At 22.7% G+C, this 18538-nt stretch carries 18 protein-coding genes and 1 tRNA gene; 12 read left to right on the top strand and 7 right to left on the bottom strand.

Annotated features, from left to right (window positions below):
* The 5 genes from serS to tyrS form a co-directional block, all read right to left on the bottom strand.
* Positions 1-1227: a serine--tRNA ligase gene (gene serS, locus MP018_RS00295; RefSeq protein ID WP_259288644.1), complete on the bottom strand. Its 1227-nt coding sequence runs from the start codon at positions 1225-1227 to the stop codon at positions 1-3.
* A complete protein-coding gene (locus MP018_RS00290; RefSeq protein ID WP_259082659.1) occupies positions 1228-2100 on the bottom strand; it encodes a 2-oxoacid:ferredoxin oxidoreductase subunit beta in 873 nt (290 codons plus the stop codon).
* Between the two features lie 17 nt (positions 2101-2117).
* Positions 2118-2189 (bottom strand) — tRNA-Phe (locus MP018_RS00285).
* Between the two features lie 2 nt (positions 2190-2191).
* Positions 2192-4957 carry a class I tRNA ligase family protein gene (locus MP018_RS00280; RefSeq protein ID WP_259288662.1) on the bottom strand — a complete coding sequence of 922 codons (2766 nt, stop codon included), beginning with the start codon at positions 4955-4957 and terminating at the stop codon, positions 2192-2194.
* 13 nt (positions 4958-4970) lie between these two features.
* Positions 4971-6218, bottom strand: a complete 1248-nt coding sequence (gene tyrS, locus MP018_RS00275; protein ID WP_259082662.1) for a tyrosine--tRNA ligase — start codon at positions 6216-6218, stop codon at positions 4971-4973.
* A 79-nt stretch (positions 6219-6297) separates the two neighbouring features.
* Here tyrS and MP018_RS00270 point away from each other — a divergent pair, with 79 nt between their 5' ends.
* The 12 genes from MP018_RS00270 to atpG all read left to right on the top strand — a co-directional run bounded on the left by MP018_RS00270 (position 6298) and on the right by atpG (position 17002).
* Positions 6298-7446, top strand: a complete 1149-nt coding sequence (locus tag MP018_RS00270; protein ID WP_259082664.1) for a 2-isopropylmalate synthase — start codon at positions 6298-6300, stop codon at positions 7444-7446.
* Complete coding sequence (leuC, locus tag MP018_RS00265) at positions 7443-8816, top strand: 3-isopropylmalate dehydratase large subunit (protein ID WP_259288643.1); 1374 nt, start codon at positions 7443-7445, stop codon at positions 8814-8816. Before MP018_RS00270 ends, leuC begins: the two co-directional genes overlap by 4 nt.
* Positions 8817-8818: 2 nt before the next feature.
* On the top strand, positions 8819-9406 hold the full coding sequence (leuD, locus tag MP018_RS00260; RefSeq protein WP_259288642.1) for a 3-isopropylmalate dehydratase small subunit: 588 nt from the start codon (positions 8819-8821) through the stop codon (positions 9404-9406).
* A 2-nt stretch (positions 9407-9408) separates the two neighbouring features.
* Positions 9409-10473 (top strand): 3-isopropylmalate dehydrogenase, encoded by a 1065-nt coding sequence (gene leuB / locus MP018_RS00255; protein WP_259288641.1) that lies wholly within the window; start codon positions 9409-9411, stop codon positions 10471-10473.
* A 2-nt stretch (positions 10474-10475) separates the two neighbouring features.
* Positions 10476-11078, top strand: a complete 603-nt coding sequence (locus MP018_RS00250; RefSeq protein WP_259082857.1) for a MarC family protein — start codon at positions 10476-10478, stop codon at positions 11076-11078.
* Positions 11079-11096: 18 nt separating this feature from the next.
* A complete protein-coding gene (locus MP018_RS00245; protein WP_259288640.1) occupies positions 11097-12338 on the top strand; it encodes an aspartate kinase in 1242 nt (413 codons plus the stop codon).
* Between the two features lie 74 nt (positions 12339-12412).
* Positions 12413-13447 (top strand): F0F1 ATP synthase subunit A, encoded by a 1035-nt coding sequence (gene atpB / locus MP018_RS00240; RefSeq protein ID WP_259288639.1) that lies wholly within the window; start codon positions 12413-12415, stop codon positions 13445-13447.
* Positions 13448-13452: 5 nt separating this feature from the next.
* Positions 13453-13671 carry an ATP synthase F0 subunit C gene (gene atpE / locus MP018_RS00235; RefSeq protein ID WP_259082674.1) on the top strand — a complete coding sequence of 73 codons (219 nt, stop codon included), beginning with the start codon at positions 13453-13455 and terminating at the stop codon, positions 13669-13671.
* A gap of 6 nt (positions 13672-13677) precedes the next feature.
* A complete protein-coding gene (gene atpF / locus MP018_RS00230) occupies positions 13678-14112 on the top strand; it encodes a F0F1 ATP synthase subunit B (RefSeq protein WP_259082676.1) in 435 nt (144 codons plus the stop codon).
* Positions 14109-14639, top strand: a complete 531-nt coding sequence (locus MP018_RS00225; RefSeq protein WP_259288638.1) for a F0F1 ATP synthase subunit delta — start codon at positions 14109-14111, stop codon at positions 14637-14639. Before atpF ends, MP018_RS00225 begins: the two co-directional genes overlap by 4 nt.
* Complete coding sequence (gene atpA / locus MP018_RS00220) at positions 14617-16215, top strand: F0F1 ATP synthase subunit alpha (RefSeq protein ID WP_259288637.1); 1599 nt, start codon at positions 14617-14619, stop codon at positions 16213-16215. The genes MP018_RS00225 and atpA overlap by 23 nt, the downstream gene beginning before the upstream one ends.
* Positions 16208-17002, top strand: a complete 795-nt coding sequence (atpG, locus tag MP018_RS00215) for an ATP synthase F1 subunit gamma (RefSeq protein ID WP_259288636.1) — start codon at positions 16208-16210, stop codon at positions 17000-17002. Before atpA ends, atpG begins: the two co-directional genes overlap by 8 nt.
* Before the next feature lie 13 nt (positions 17003-17015).
* Here atpG and MP018_RS00210 read toward each other — a convergent pair whose 3' ends face one another.
* A complete protein-coding gene (locus tag MP018_RS00210) occupies positions 17016-17600 on the bottom strand; it encodes a 50S ribosomal protein L25 (RefSeq protein ID WP_259288635.1) in 585 nt (194 codons plus the stop codon).
* A complete protein-coding gene (locus MP018_RS00205; RefSeq protein WP_259082684.1) occupies positions 17597-18508 on the bottom strand; it encodes a ribose-phosphate diphosphokinase in 912 nt (303 codons plus the stop codon). The genes MP018_RS00210 and MP018_RS00205 overlap by 4 nt, the downstream gene beginning before the upstream one ends.
* Between the last annotated feature and the right edge of the window lie 30 nt (positions 18509-18538).

Below are 18538 nucleotides of genomic sequence, written 5' to 3'. Positions count from 1 at the left end.
TTAATAAATTTTTTCAATTTTCATATATTTAATCAAAACTTTAGGAAGTATTATATAATTTTTATATTGATTATTTTCTAATATAGCTGAAATCATTCTGGGAATAGCTAAAGAACTACCATTCAATGTATGACATAATTTAATTTTTCCATCAAATGTACGATATCTTAATTTAAGCCTATTTGATTGAAAATTTCTACAATTTGATACTGAACTAACTTCTAACCATTTTTTTTGTCCAGGAGAATAAACTTCAAAATCATAAGTTAAAGCTGAAGTAAATCCTAAATCTTTTCCACATAACCTAATTATTCTAAATGGTAAATTTAATGATCTCAATAAAGATTTAATATGATTAACCATATCATTAAATGATAAATATGAATCTTTACATGTACTTATTTGTACAATTTCAACTTTATCAAACTGATGCAGTCTATTTAATCCACGAACTTTAGATCCATATGATCCTGATTCTCTTCTAAAACAAGAAGTATAAGTTGTTGCTTTTATAGGTAATTCTGATTCTTTAAAAATATTATTTTTAAAAATATTTATTAACGGAACTTCTCCTGTTGGAATAAGATATAAATTGTCAATATTATACATTTGAGATTTTTTATCTGGAATTTGACCTGTTCCATAAACAGAATTTATATTTACAATATATGGAAGAACATATTCTATGTATCCTGATGATATATTTTTTTCTAAAAAAAATTGTATTAAACTACGTTGTAGTAAGGCTCCTTTATTAATGAAAACATTAAATCCATTTCCAGAAATAATGGCACCTTTCTTTGTACTAAAAAGTTTAAATTTTTCTCCTAATTCCCAATGATCTATTTTTTTTTTAAAATTATTAAGAATTTCTCTCTTATAAAGAATTTCTTTTTCTTTATAATTTTTTTTTACTTCTTCAAATGTCAAATTAGGAATTTTAATAATTATTTCAAAAATTTTATTTTTAATTTTCTTTATAAGAAAAAGATTAATTTTTAATTTTTCTTTTAAAAAAGAAGAGTAATTACGTACTTCATTTAGTTTTCTGTTTTTAGAAAAATATTTAATATAATAAATTAAATTATCTAATTTAGATTTTATTTTGTTTTTCTTCTTATAAAGAAAAAGAATATAATTTATTAAATATACTTTATAAAAGTTTCTTTTTATTAAACCAATCATAATTATTTTTTTATTCCTTTCTATAAAAGAAACTTTTAGCATTTAAGTTTTTTTATTAAAAAATTTCTCATAAGTGTCTATTTTTCTTTTATAAAGAACCCCAAAAGGACATGGAGATCTTTTTTTTTCATAAAATAATTTTGATAAAAAAAATGCTTTATTGATATCGTAAATATCATGTATCCATATATTTTTTTTTAAAAAATTCTTCTTAAGAATAATCTTTATCTTATTATTATATAATGATATACATTTTTTTCCAAAAAATAATGGTTTTCTTTGCTCAAGATATAATGACTCTTTTTTTTTTACGAAAGAGTCAAAGACACCATTATTAAAAATGGTACAATTTTGATATATTTCTAAAAATGAAGTACCTATATGATTATTACTTGCTAGAAGCATTTTTTTTAAATGTTTTATATTTATATCTATACTACGTGCTATAAAAGTAGCTCCAGCTCCTAACGCTAATGACAAAGTATTAAAAGGTCTTTCAATAGTTCCTAAAGGAGAAGATTTTGTTTTTACTCCCAAAGAAGATGTTGGAGAATATTGTCCTTTTGTTAATCCATAAATTTTATTATTAAATAGTAATATATTAACATTTATATTTCTTCTAAATAAATGAATAAGATGATTCACTCCGATAGATAACCCATCTCCATCTCCTGTAATAATCCATACACTAAAATTTTGTTTTGATAATTTTATTCCTGTAGCAATAGAAGTAGCTCTTCCATGTATTCCATGTATACCATATGTATCTAAATAATATGGTAATCTAGAAGAACATCCAATCCCTGATACAAAAACTATTTTCTGTTTATTAACACCTATTTCTGGTAAAATCGATTGGATTTGTTTTAAAATAGAAAAATTTCCACATCCTGGACACCAGTTGACTTTATTCATTTTATATCTGATTAATGTGGTATCTCCCGGAATTGAACCGGGGCACACGAATTTTCAGTCCGTTGCTCTACCAACTGAGCTAAGATACCAGTTAAATAACAATATTTATAATTTTATTACGTAATATAAATATTTTTTTAGGTTTATTATTATTTAAATAATAAATAATCTTTTTATTATTTAATAAAATCTTTTCAAGATTCTTTAAATTTTCACATTTTTTAAATTTTATTTTAAAACGTAATTTACCATTAACTGTAACAGGATAATTAAATTCATCTTCTAAAAGAGAATTTATAGAAAAAAATGGAAATTTAGCAAAAAATATAGATTTTGTTTTTCCTAATTTATACCAAATCTCTTCAGAAAGATGGGGGGCATAAAAACTAAGTAAAATAGTTATTGGTTCTAATATCAGTCTTTTATAACATTTAATTTTTATTAATTTATTTAAAATTATCATAAATTCACTTATAGGTGTATTAAAAGAAAAATCTTTTATATTAGATCTTATTTTTTTTATAGTTTTATCTAAAAGTTTTAATTCTGCTATAGAAGGAGAATTTTCATCTACAGAAAATGTACCTTTTAAATGAAAAAAATGCCAAAATCTTTTTAAGAAATTCAAAATTCCATTAATCATTTTTATATCCCAAATTTTATATTTTTCTAATGGTCCTAAAGACATTTCATACAGGCGTAATGCATCAGCACCATATTGATCATAAATCAAATCTGGATTAACTACATTATACTTAGATTTAGACATTTTTTCAGTTTTACGATCACATATAAATCTTCCATTGTCTAATCTAAATTTAGAATTATTAAATTCATAACACAAATTATTTATTTTTTTTAGATCTACCTCATTATTCTTTTTAAGAAATTTAATATCTATATTAATTTCTTGTAGCCTTTTTTTTTCTTTTAAGTCTAAAAGACTAGATGAAATATATTCTTTTTTATTACAATAAATAATAGCAGAGTTTCCTAAAATCATTCCTTGATTCATAATTTTTTGAAAAGGTTCTTCTGAACTTACAAATCCATAATCTTTTAGGAATTTATGCCAAAATCTTGCATAAATTAAATGACCTGTTGCATGTTCTATACCTCCTACATAAAGATCAACATTTTTCCAATATTTTTCTTTTTTTTTTTTTACAAAAAAATCTGGATTCTTAGGATCCATATATCGGATATAATACCAACTAGAACCTGCCCAACTAGGCATAGTATTAGTTTCTAAAGAAAAAAGAGTTTTATTATTTATTAAATCTGTATATACAATCTTATTGAGATTTTTATCCCAAGCCCAAAATTTAGCTCTAGTTAATGGAGAATTACCATTAGGTAAATATGTCTCAATATTTGGTAATAATAAAGGTAACTTCTTTATTGTTTTCGGAATTTTCTTTTTAAAAAAAATTGGAATAGGTTCACCCCAATATCTTTGTCTTGCAAAGATAGCATCTTTTAATTTAAAATTAAAACTAATTTTTCCTAAATTATTATTTAGTATAATTTTATTAATATAATTAAAAGCATTTTTTCTATTTAATCCATTTAAAATTGAAGAATTGATACATATTTGATTTTTATAAAAAACTTCAAATATTTTTATTCCAAATTTTTTAGCAAATTTATAACTATTTATCTCATGAGCTGGAATACACATAATAGAATTTAAATTATAATCATCTTTTATAAAAGAACTTATATAAAGTGGAATTTCATTTTTAGTGAATGGATGTATCACGTAGTTTCCTGTAAAAATTCCAGATATCCTAACAGATTTTTTTTTCAAAGTAAAATCTAAGAGATATTTTTTAACTTTATTAATATATTGTTTATCAACAAAATTTTTTATATTTTTTTTTTTTAAAAAATAACTTTCTAATGGAATTAGAATAAATGTTACCCCAAAAAGACTATAAGGTTTATTCGTAAATATTTTAACTTTTATATTGTTATTATTTTTTAATGTAAAAAGAATGTTTATCCCATATTTTTTACCTATCCAATAGATTTGAGATTTTTTTAGCTTTTCAGTAAAATTAACTTTTTTTAAACCATTTAAAAGTCTTTCAGAATATGCACTAATTCTAAGACTCCATTGTAGCATTTGTATTTTATAAACAGGATATCCTCCTCTTTTACTTAAATTATTTTTGATCTCATCATTTGCTAATACTGTCCCTAATTCAGGACACCAATTTACTGATCTTTTTGATAAAAAAGCTAAACGATAGTTTTGTAATATATTTTCTTTTTCAAAAGAATTAAATTTTTTCCATGTATATGCATTGAAATTTATTTTACTTGTAGAACAAGCATTAATATTAAAATTTCCATTTCTATTAAATTCAGAAATTAAGATCTTAATAGATCTAGCTTTTTTTAATGTATTATCATACCAAGAATTAAACATTTTAATAAACATCCATTGAGTCCATTTAAAATATGAACTATCACTAGTAGTTAGTTTTCTTTCCCAATTAAAAAATATACCTAATTTTAATAATTGTAATTTATATCTTTTAAGATTAATTCTTGTAGTAATGTTAGGAGAAATTCCTGTTTGTATTGAATATTGTTCTGTGGGTAATCCAAATGAGTCAAATCCTATAGGATTAATTACATTATATCCTTTAGATTTTTTATAACGTGCATATATATCAGATGCAATATATCCGATAGAATGGCCAACATGTAATCCATCTCCAGATGGATAAGGAAACATATTTAATATATAATATTTTTTGTTTTTATAACCAAATTTTTTATTTAAAATATTTTTATCTTTCCAATATTTTTGCCATTTGTTTTCTAATTTTTTAAAATTATAATCCATATTCATTTAAAAATTATACAATTTTTATCATAAAAAATTGTTTTTTTCCTCTTTGCAAAAGAATATATGATATAAAATTCTTTTTTTTTAAAATAAATTTTTCATCTATCTTTTTTTTATTTATAGAAATTGAATTTAATTTTAATTGTTTAATAGCTTCTTTTTTAGATTTGAAAAATTCACTTTTATTTACTAATAAATCTATTATTGGAATCTTCTTAGAAATATATATCTTTTTATGGGGAATATTTTTATAAATAAAAATAATATCATTTTTATTTATTTCGTTTATTCTTTTTTTTTTATTAAAAATAATATTTGATATAAATTTTATTTTTTCAAAAGTTTTTTTTCCATGTATAAAAATAGTAACTGCATCAGCTAATTTTTTTTGAATTAATTTTAATTTTGGATCATTTTCATGATAAAAAATAATTTCCTTTATTTCTTCTTTTTTAAGAAAAGTATAGATTTTAATATATTTTTTTGCTTGTTCATCGGCAATATTTATCCAAAATTGATAAAATTTATATGGAGAAGTTAAATTTTTATCTATCCATATATTTTCTCCATTTTCAGACTTTCCAAATTTTGATCCATCAAGTTTAGTAATTAATGGAAATGTTAATCCATTTACTTTAACACCTCTTTTTTTTCTTATAAGTTCTATTCCACTTGTAATATTTCCCCACTGATCAGAACCTCCTATTTGTAATGAACAATTTTTTTCTTTATATAAATAAAGAAAATCATATGCTTGTAATAATTGATATGTAAATTCTGTAAATGATATACTATTATTATTCGATATCCTTCTTTTGATTGAATCTTTTGTTAAAAGATAATTAATTGTAAAATATTTTCCGATATCTCTAGTAAATTCAATAAATAATTTGTTTTTTAACCATTCATAATTATTGAATATTTCATGATTTTTAAAATCTAGATATAAAGATAATTGTTTTTTTAAACAAAATATATATAATAATTCGTTTTTTTTCAAAATTCTTTCACCATCTTTTCCAGATGGATCTCCGATCATTCCTGTTCCACCTCCAATAACTGATATGATATTATCACCTGATTTTTTAAAATGTATTAACATAATTATAGCTACTAAATTGCCTATATGTAAAGATTTATAAGTAGGATCAAATCCTGTATATAAAGTAATTATTTCATTTTTTATTTGTTCACTTTCACTATAAGTAGTATCATGTATTAATCCTCTCCACAATAATTCTTGTATTAAATTATTCATTTTTTATAAAACAAATTATCTGATCAATTTTATTAATTTATTATTCGTATACTATAGTTAAAATATAATAAAAAGCAACATGAAAAAAAAAAGGATTCAAATCTTTGATACTACATTACGTGATGGAGAACAAGTTCCAGGCTGTAAATTAAACACATCAGAAAAAATAAAAATAGCTCGTCAATTAGAAATAATGGGAGTAGATATCATAGAAGCAGGTTTTCCTATTTCTAGTCCAGGAGATTTTCATTCAGTAGAAGAAATATGCAAATCTATATATGAACCAATAATATGTAGTCTTTCAAGAGCTGTAAAAAAAGATATAGAAATTGCAGCATTAGCATTAAAATATGCTAAAAATCCTAGAATTCATACAGGAATAGGAACATCTCCATATCATATTAAATATAAATTTAATAGTAATCCTAAAAAAATAATAGACATAGCAATAGAAGCTGTAAAGTATGCAAAAAAATTTGTAGAAGATGTAGAATTTTATGCAGAAGATGCTGGACGTACAGAAAATATATTTTTAGCACAAATTTGTGAAGCTGTCATAAAAGCAGGGGCAACAGTAATTAATATTCCAGATACTACAGGTTATTGTTTACCTGAAGAGTATGCTGAAAAAATAAAATTTTTAAAAGAAAATGTTTATTCAATAGATAAAGTAACAATATCAACTCATTGTCATAATGATATGGGATTATCTACTGCAAACTCAATAGCTGGAATAATTAATGGAGCTCAACAAATAGAATGTACTATTAATGGAATTGGAGAACGAGCAGGTAATACTTCTTTAGAAGAAGTAGTAATGATAATTAAACAACATAAAGATTTAAATTTTTATACAAAAATAAATACAAAACTATTGTATAAAACAAGTAAATTGGTATCTGAATGTACAAGTATGTTTGTACAGTCTAATAAAGCAATAGTAGGAGCTAATGCTTTTTCACATTCTTCAGGAATACATCAAGATGGATTAATAAAAAAAAGAGAAACTTATGAAATAATTGATCCAAAAGATGTAGGAGTTAATAAATCATCTATTATATTAACAGCTAGAAGTGGACGTTCAGCTTTAGCTTATCGTTATAAAAAATTAGGTTATTCATTTAATAAATCAAAATTAAATGTAATATATAGTCTTTTTTTAAAGTATGCAGATAAAAAAAAAGAAATTGATGATGAAGATTTAAAAAAAATATTAAAGAAAATATGAAGAAAACTCTTTTTGAGAAAGTTTGGGAATCACATGTAGTTTTTAGTTTAAATAAAAAAATAGATGTTTTATATATTGATAGACATTATATACATGAAGTAACTAGTTCACAAGCATTTGAAGAACTAAAAAAAAGAAAAATTTCAATATTAAGAAATAATAAAATTATAGCTACTACAGATCATAATGTTCCTACAAAAAATCAACATTTACCAATAAAAGATGTACTTTCTAAATTTCAAATAGAAACATTAGAAAAAAATTGTTATGATAATGGAATATTATTTTTTGGATTAAAACATGATTTTCAAGGAATAGTACACGTTATTGGTCCTGAACTTGGAATTACACTTCCTGGAATGACAATAGTTTGTGGAGATAGTCATACTTCTACTCATGGTGCCTTTGGATGTATAGCATTTGGTATAGGAACTAGTCAGGTCGCTATGGTAATGGCAACTCAATGTTTACTACAAACAAAACCTAAACAAATGCGTCTCAAATTAGAAGGTAAATTAAATTTAGGAGTTACTGCAAAAGATATAATCTTATATATTTTATCAAAATTAGGTCCAGATGGAGGAACAGGTTATTTTATAGAGTATAGTGGATCTGTCTTTAAAAGAATGAATATGGAAGAACGGATGACAGTGTGCAACATGAGTATAGAAATGGGAGCTAGAGGAGGTATGATAGAGCCCGACTCAACTACTTTAAAATATTTAAACCCCAAAATTTTTTCCCCAAAAGAAAAAGAATTAAAAAAAATATGTAAAAATCTGAAAACAGATAAAAAAGCTCTTTTTGAGAAAGAATATAAATTTAATTCAAATAAGATTTATCCGATGATAACATATGGAACTAATCCAAGTATGTGTATAAACATATCTGATCCAATAGGAGATAAAAATATTCAATCTTTGAAATACATGGGATTAAAAGAAGGAGAGTATTTATTAGGATTAAAAATAAATTATGTTTTTATTGGAAGTTGTACTAATTCTAGAATAGAAGATATTAGGTTAGTATCTAAACTAATAAAAAATAAAAAAAAAGCAGATAATGTCTCTGTTATGGTAGTACCTGGATCAAAACAAGTATATAAAGAAATTCTAAATTCTGGAATAGATTTAATTTTATTAAAAGCAGGATTTGAGTTACGTAAACCTGGATGCTCAGCATGTCTAGGAATGAATGAAGATAAAATCCCTTATGGAGAATATTGTTTATCTACATCAAATAGAAATTTTGAAGGACGTCAAGGAAAAGGGGCACGCACTTTGTTAGCTAGTCCTTTAGTTGCCGCAATTACAGCTATTGAAGGAAAAATTGTTAATATTACAGAATATCTTCAAACCAATTATATGTAATTATGGAAAAATTTATTACTTTATTTAGTACAGCAGTTCCTCTATTTATAGATAATATAGATACTGATCAAATTATACCAGCTCGATTTTTAAAATTAACAACTAAATCAGATTTAGGAAAAAATTTATTTAGAGATTGGCGGTATGATTCAAATGGCAAAATCAAAAAAAATTTTATTTTAAATCAAAAAAAATATTCTGGAAAGATATTAATAACTGGAAAAAATTTTGGATGTGGTTCTAGTAGAGAACATGCAGCGTGGGCAATTAGAGATTATGGATTTAAAGTTGTAATCTCCAATATTTTTGCTGATATTTTTAAACAAAATGCTTTAAATAATGGATTATTAACTATAGAACTTAAAAAAGATTTTATCAATTTAATTTATAAAAAAATTTTTTTAAATACAAATCTTTTATTTGAAATCAATTTGGAACATCAATATGTTCAATTTGAAAACAATAAAGAATACTTTAAAATAGACGATTTTAAAAAAAAATGTTTTATAAATGGATATGATGATATTGAATTACTTTTTAGTATAAAAAAAAAAATAGAAATTTTTGAAAAAAATAATATTTATAATTAAATATGGAAAAAAATATAGCAGTTTTATCAGGAGATGGAATAGGGCCAGAAGTAATTAATCAATCTTTAAGAGTATTAGATGCTATAGGGGAAAAATATGATCATAGATTTATCTATCATAAGTGTTTAATAGGAGGAATTTCTATAGAAAAAACTGGTATTCCTTTAACAAAAGAAACTTTAGATACTTGTTTAGGATGTGATTCTATTTTGTTGGGTGCTATAGGAGATCCTAAATATGATAATAATTTAAAAAATAGACCGGAACAAGGTCTATTAAAACTTAGAAAAAAATTGGGATTATATTGTAATATAAGACCTATTAAAGTTTATAAATCTTTATTAGATAAATCTCCAATAAGAAAATCTTATATAAAAGATGTAGATTTTCTTATCTATAGAGAACTTACTAATGGTATATATTTTGGGAAAAAAAGAATTTCTAAAAGTGGAAAAAGAGCATATGATATATGTTCTTATAATAAAAAAGATATATCACGTATAGCGATTTATGCCTTTAAAGCAGCTTTAAAACGTAAAAAAAAAATAACATTAGTGGATAAGGCAAATGTTTTAGCAACTTCTAAATTATGGCGTGAAACTTTAAAAGAAATAAATAGAAAATATAAAGAAGTACAAATAGATTATCTATTTATAGATAATGCTTCTATGCAAGTGATTATTAATCCTAAACAATTTGATATATTATTAACTGAAAATATGTTTGGAGATATTCTTTCAGATGAAGCTAGTGCTATAGTTGGATCATTAGGATTAATCCCTTCTTCTTCTATTGGTGAAAAAACTCCCATGTATGAACCGATACATGGATCATATCCAAAAGCTGCGGGTAAAAATATTGCCAATCCATTGGGGGCTATATTATCTGTATCTATGATGTTAAAAGATTTTGGGATGAAAAAAGAAAGTTTATTGATCAATAAACTTGTAAAAAATTCATTAAAAAATGGAATTTATACTAAAGACATAAATTATAAGAATCCTTCTTCCACTAAAGAAGTAGGAGATTTTTTAATTAATTCTATAAAGGTAATAAATAAATTTTGAATATGCAAGACATAAGAGTATTATGTACATGTTTTATGGTATTATTTAGTATTATAGATGTAATCGGTAATGCTCCCATTATTATAGGATATAAAAAGAAAGGAGATATAATAAATCCTACTAAAGTTACTTTATTCTCATTGGTAATCTTTTTATTTTTTATTTTTTTAGGAAATTTTATTTTAAATACTTTTGGTATTGATCTATATACTTTTTCATTAGCGGGCTCAATAATCTTATTCTTTATTTCATTAGAAATGATTCTAGGAATAGAATTCTATAAAAGAGATAAAAGTACTAGTGCTCAAGTATCAATTATTCCTATATCATTTCCATTAATAGCAGGACCAGGTTCTGTAACAACTTTAGTGTCTTTAAAAAAAAATTATGATTTGCAAACAATATTAATCTCATTAATATTAAATATAATAATTGTCTATTTTGTAATAAAAAAAATTTCGGAGATAGAAAATCATATTAGTAATGAGAATTTAAATATTATAAAAAAAGTATTTGGAATAATATTATTATCTTATTCGATCAAATTATTTGGACGTAATATATGTAATATATTTAATACTGAAAGTGTAATAACAATTGTTTAATATGTTGATTTAAAGAAAATGAAAATCTATAAATTTGGAGGCTCTTCTGTAAAGAACTCTAAAAGAGTAAAAAAATTATATAATCTTCTAAAAGAAGTAGGTCATAAAAAGACTTTAATTGTAATTTCAGCTATTGGTAATACTACTAATAAGCTTGAAAAAGTAGTAAATAAATATTTTTTAAAACAAAATACAGAGATTCAAATATCTGAAATAGAAGGTAATCATTTAAAAATGATTAATGATTTATTCCCTTACAATCATAAGATAAATATCTATATAAAAAATATTTTTAATGGAATCAAATATTTTTTTAAAAAAAATAAATATAGGAAATATAATTTTCTATATGATCAAGTAGTTGGATCTGGTGAATTAATTTCAACTAAATTAATTAGCGAATATTTCAATTTCATAGGAATGAAAAATATTTGGTTAGATTGTAGAAATTATATAAAAACTGATAATTCATATGGTGAAGCACATGTTAATTGGACAAAAACAAATAAAAAAATAAAACAATTAAAAAAAAACTATTTATATATAACTCAAGGTTTTATAGGAGCTGATTATAATTATTTTACTACAACTTTAGGAAGAGAAGGATCTGATTATACTGCATCAATTTTTTCATATTGTTTAAAGGCGGAAAGTCAAACTACTTGGAAAGATGTTTCTGGAATATTAAATGCAGATCCTAGATTTTTTTTAAAAAACAATTTATTAAATAGTCTTTCTTATGACGAAGCTCTTGAATTATCTTATTATGGTGCATCAGTTATACATACTAAAACCTTACATCCTTTAAAAAAAAAACAAATTCCATTATATGTTCGTTCTTTTATTTACCCTAAAAAAAAAGGAACCTTAGTGAGTAAAAAAAGAAATAAAGAAATTATAAAACCTTGTTTTATAGTAAAAAAAAATCAGAAATTAATATCTTTTTATATGAAGAATTTCTCTTTTTTTCTAGAAACTAATATTAGGGATATATTTACTATTATATCAAAATATCAAATAAAAGTTTTTTTAATTCAAAGTTCCTCAATTAGTCTTTCAATTTGTGTAGAAGATCAATTTAATAATTTAAATATTTTAATTAATAACTTAAAAAGTGATTTTATAATAAAATTATTAAATAATGTGTATTTATATACAATCTTACATTATAATAATTATTATTTTAATTTTTTTTTTCAAAAAATTAAAATAATTTTAAGACAAATTAATTCTGATACAGCTCAATGGATTATAAAATAACTTTTTCTTCTAAAAGGATCTTTATTCAAGAAGTAATCTTTTTTTTTATGCGATTGGCTAATTCCATAATCATTATGTTATTTAAATATAAAAAAAAAATTTGTTTTTTATTTATCTTTTGTTTTTGGGTTAGTAATTTAACTTGTTTACATTCTCAAAAATTAAATTCTAATAAAACGTTTAATCCAGCTTTTTTTATAAAAAGTCATATTAATGATTCTCATGAATGGCATTTTAAAAAAAATGTTTATATTTCATTACCTATAATCCTTTTTGATAAAGGATTTAAATTATTTATGTCATCAAAATTTGATCATGGAAATAATTTAGTAAATATAAATAATAATTATTATAGATTAATAAATAATCAAATATATAAAACCAATAAATTTGGTTTCTTAAAACTAGATTCTAATGGGAAGATTCTTAATAATCTGCCTTTAGATTTTTCTATTACAAAAAATGTATTAACATTGATTATATCTATCTTTATTTTATGTTTAATTTTTATTAAATTATCTCTTTCTTATAAAGAGAAAAAACCTAATTATAAAACCGGTCTCTTATTAGAATCTATTTTTTTTTATATTAAAAATGAAATAGCTATTCCTAATTTGGGAATAAAAAATTCTAAACTGTATTTTCCTTTTTTTTTAACACTATTTTTTTTTATATTAATCAATAATTTGATAGGTCTCTTACCTATAGGGCCTAATATTACAGGTAATATTAGCGTTACTTTATCATTATCAATGATAATCTTTTTTATCATTATTTTTAGTGCTAAAAAAAAATACTGGAAACATATTTTTTGGATGCCAAAGGTTCCATTAATAATAAAATTATTATTAATTCCAATAGAAATATTTGGAATATTTCTTCGTCCTTTGACTCTTTGTATACGTTTATTTGCAAATATTACAGCTGGACATATCATTTTAATCAGTTTTCTTTCTTTAATTTTTATATTCAAAAACATTTATTCAATAATTATATCTATACCTTTTTCTATTTTTATTTTCTTATTAGAAATAATGGTAGGTTTTTTACAAGCATTTATATTTACATCTTTATCTGCCTTATTTTTAGGTATAGCAATAAAAGATTAAATTAAATGGGTTTATATGTAGGATTATCAGCTATAGGGGCAGGTATAGCCGTATTGGGAGCTGGGTTAGGAATTGGAAAAATTGGTAGTTCTGCTCTGGAGGCAATAGCTAGACAACCATCAGTTTCAAATCAAATACAAACTGCTATGATTATATCTGCCGCTCTTCTAGAAGGAGCATCTTTATTTGGAATAGTAACTGTTTTGTTAGCAGTCTTAAAATAACAATTTATGGATTTAATGACGCCTTCTTTAGGTTTAATATTTTGGCAATCAGTAATCTTTTTAATCTCATTTATTATTCTTAGTAAATTCGCATGGAATCCTATAAATAAATTGTTAGAAAAACGTGAAAAATATATTATTGATTCAATCAATAATGCAGAAAAAGCAAAAGAATCTCTAAAAAAGATAAAAGTAAAAAAAAGAAAGATTTTAAAAAATATAGAAAAAATGAAAAATTTAATTATAAATGAAGCTTTAAAAAAAAAAGAAGAAATAGAAAAAGAAGCAAAAAAAAAAGCAAAATTAGAAAGTGATTTAATCATAAATAAAATTCAATTATTAATTGAAAATAAAAAAAAAATAGCAATAGAAAAGAGAAAAAATGACATATTCAATATATCTATTATAATTTCAGAAAAAATCTTAAATAAAGAATTATGAATTTTTCATATAAAAAACTTTTGATTAAAAGATATGCAAAAGGATTTTTTTTTTTAGTTTTTAATTCTAAAAAAGAAATTTTTCTAAAAAATGAAATAGAAAAAATTTTCTTTCTTCTCAGAAAGAATTATATAAAACAAATAATTTTCAATACACATTTTTTTAAAAAAAAAGAAAAGATAATTGTTTTTAATAAATTAATGATAGATAAGATTTTATTAAAATTAATTCAATTGTTAATTGATGATAATAAAGAATTATTGTTTATATCTATTTGTTTAGAATATATAAAATATTTGAAAAAAAAATTATCGATAATAGATTTATTTTTTTTATCTAAAAAACCTATTATTAAATATAATATAATTTTTATTTTAAATAAAAGAGAGAAAACTTTTATTATTAATAATAATATAGATAATATTATTGGTGGTTTCCTCTTAAAAGGAGAAGATCAATATTGTAATTTTACAATTAATAATTTTTTAAAAAAAATAAAAACTTATGTTGGATATAAAATATGCTGATATATCAGCCTTAATAAAAAAAAAAATTTCAGACTTTCATTATAAAAATGAAATAATTGAATCAGGGATAATAATTAATATAGGAGATGGAGTAGCTAATGTCTATGGATTATTTAATGCAATATATGGAGAAATAGTAGAATTTGAAAATGGATTAAAAGGAATTGTTCTTAATTTAGAAGAAGAAAATGTCGGAATTATATTAATTGGGTCTTCGAAAGGAATAAAAGAAGGTGATAAAGTTATAAGAACAGGGATGATATCGTCTATAAATGTCGGAGAAGGTATGTTAGGTCGTGTTATAAACAGTTTAGGTGTTCCTATTGATGGAAAAGGTCCTATATCTGGAAATTTATTTCTAATGCCATTAGAAAGAAAAGCTCCTGGGGTAATTTATAGAGAACCAGTAATAGAACCTCTCCAAACTGGTATAAAATGTATAGATTCTATGATACCTATAGGTAGAGGACAAAGAGAATTAATAATAGGAGATCGACAAACTGGAAAAACAACTCTAGCAATAGATACTATAATTAATCAAAAAAAATTTTATGATATGGGAAATCCCGTTTATTGTATTTATGTATCAATTGGTAAAAAAGCATCTACTATAGCTAGTATAGTGAAATTATTAGAAGATAATGATGCTCTATCGTATACAGTTATATTAACTGCAAATGCTTCAGATTCTGCAGCTATGCAAGTGTTTGCTCCTTTTTCTGGTACGGCAATAGGTGAATTTTTTCGTGATACTGGACGATCAGCTTTAATTATATATGATGATTTATCTAAACAAGCAGTAGCATATAGAGAAATATCTTTATTATTACGTAGACCACCCGGTAGAGAAGCATATCCAGGTGATATTTTTTACTTACATTCACGTTTATTAGAACGTTCATCTAAAATAATAAGTGATAATAAAATAGCTTATAAAATGAATGATGTACCAAAAAGTATAGAAAAAAAAATTTTAGGGGGAGGTTCTTTAACTTCCTTACCAATAATAGAAACCCAATTTGGTGATGTATCTTCATATATTCCTACAAATGTTATATCTATAACAGATGGACAAATTTTTTTAGAAACAAATCTTTTTAATTCAGGAATCCGTCCTGCTATAAATGAAGGAATATCGGTTTCAAGAGTAGGTGCTTCTGCACAAATTAAATCAATGAAAAAAATATCAGGTACTTTTAAATTAGATCAAGCACAATTTAGAGAATTAGAATCTTTTTCTCAATTTGGTTCTGATTTAGATTCTACAACCAAAAAGATTATTGAAAAAGGAAAAAGAAATATAGAAATATTAAAACAATCAATTAATTCTCCTTATAGATTAGGCTATCAAATAGCAATAATATATGCTGGGACAAATAATCTTCTTAAAGAAATACCTATTAATAAAATTAAATTTTTTGAAAAAAAATATTTAAATTATTTAAATGAGAAATATTCATCAATTATAGATTTATTAGAAGAAGGTGAAATAAATGAAAAGATATTTTCAATATTAAACAATATTGCATTAAAAATAATGAATTATTATTTGATTAAATCTAAAGATAATGTATAATTTAAAAGAAATAATAGGTAGAGTTAAGACCGTAAGTTCTATTGTAAAAATTACAAATGCAATGAAAATGGTTTCATCTGTAAAATTAAAAAAATATCAAGAGAAATTATATAAATGTAAAATTTATAAAAAAAAAATAGAAGAAATCTTTAGATTATTATATCATTATCCTTATACTTATAATAAGAAAAAACCTATATTATTAATAGTAATTACATCAAATCGTGGACTTTGTGGAAATTTTAATAATTTATTATTAAAAAAAACAGAAAAATTAATTGAATCTTGTCAAAAAAAAATATATATATTATCTATTGGAAAAATAGGTAAGGATTTTTTAGATAAAAAATATCCTATATATTTCTATAATAGAGATTTAATTGAAAATCTAAATGAGATTAATTTATCTAATATAGTAGATGATATTTATCAAAAATTTTTAAATGGGTATTTTAGTAATATAAAAATTATCTATAATAGTTGTAAAAAATTAATTTCAATTAAACAAATATTACCTTTTAAAATGAAAAAGATTAAAAATCCGAATTATTTATTTGAACCATCTGAAGAAGAAATATTCAAATATTTATTTCCGGAAATAATAAAAATTAAGATATATAAATATATATTAGAATCAATAACTTCAGAACATTTATCAAGAATGATAGCTATGCATAAAGCAAAAGATAATGGGATTAAAATAAATCATGAATTATTATTTATTTATAATAAATTAAGAAAAGAAAATATTACAAAAGAAATACTTGAAATAGTTGGAGGTATATAAAAACTAGATCTGATCAAGTTTTAGACAATTTTCCTTTTCCCTTGACTTTGACTTTGACTTTGACTTTGACTGATGCAATTACATCATTACAATTATGAAGTATAATATACTTAGGATTATATATATCTTTTATAGATAAATTCTCTCCTATATCTAAATTACTAGTATCTAGATCCATATGATCTATTAGAAATTCAGGAATTACTTTTAAGTTGATTGTTTTTAGAAAAATTTTATATTCACCTCCTTTAGAGACTCCTAAAGAATGACCTACAGATATTATTGGTACTGAAATAATAATATATTTCTTTTTTTTTAATTCATAAAAATCAACATGTATGACATCATCATTTATTGGGTTAAATTGTATCTCTTTTAAAAGAGCTTCAATTTTATATTCATTTTTGATTTCTATAATCACTTTATATACTTTCAAAGTATAAATCACTTTTTTTAGTATTGATAATAAAATATAAAATTTTATATTTTTATTTATACCATATACTATGCAAGGAATATAACCAGAATTTCTTAATTCACGATTATTTATCTTTTTTAAAAATTTGTTTTTTTTCCCTTTAAGGTTTACACAATTCATATTTTGGAGTTTTTATGCATAACTTGTGCAAAAATTTTCGCACAATTTAAAATTGTGATTTTTTTTGAAATTTTTTTAGAATTTAATTTAATTGTATTAGTAACTACAAGTTCTTGTAAAGATGAATTTTCTATTTTTTCATATGCATATCCTGACAATATTGGATGCGTAGCAATTGCACGTATACTTTTAGCACCTTGTTCTTTCATAAGATTTGATGCTATTAAAATTGTGTCTGCTGTATCTACTAAATCATCTACAATAATTACATTTTTATTTTTTACATCTCCAATAATATTCATTAAATCTATATTATTAGCTTTTTTTCTTTCTTTATAACATATTACTACATCAGCATTTAAAGATCCAGCATAGCTTCTTGCACGTTTTACTCCTCCCATATCTGGAGAAGCAATTGTTAAACAATCTAATTTCAATTGTTTGATATACTCTATAAATAAAGTATAAGCATCTAAATTTTCTAAAGGTATTTCAAAAAATCCTTGGATTTGATCGGCATGTAAATCCATTGTAATTACTCTTGTAGCTCCAGAAGCTGTAATTAGATTAGATACTAATTTTGCTCCAATAGGAGCTCTCTTTTTTTCTTTTCTATCTTGTCTTCCCCACCCAAAATATGGTATAACTAATGTAATATTTCTTGCAGAAGCACGTTTTGCTGCATCACACATAAGTAATAGTTCCATAAGATTATCAGCCGGAGGCATAGTAGATCCAATTAAAAATACATTAGCCCCTCTAACAGATTGTTCAAAAGATGGTTCATATTCTCCATCACTAAACTCCAAAAAATTTATTTTACCTAAAATATCACCATAATAATGAGCTATTTCTCTTGAAAGGTGTAAACTTTTTCTGGTAGAAAATAAAATAGCTTTTTTATTCATATAAAAAAAATTAATTATATATAATTAAAT

It is taken from the genome of Candidatus Karelsulcia muelleri, from assembly GCF_024818015.1.
In the GTDB taxonomy this organism is placed as follows: Bacteria; Bacteroidota; Bacteroidia; order Flavobacteriales; family Blattabacteriaceae; genus Karelsulcia; species Karelsulcia muelleri_C.
Note: the sequence above shows the minus strand (reverse complement) of the source record. Positions and strands in the feature narration are given on the sequence as shown.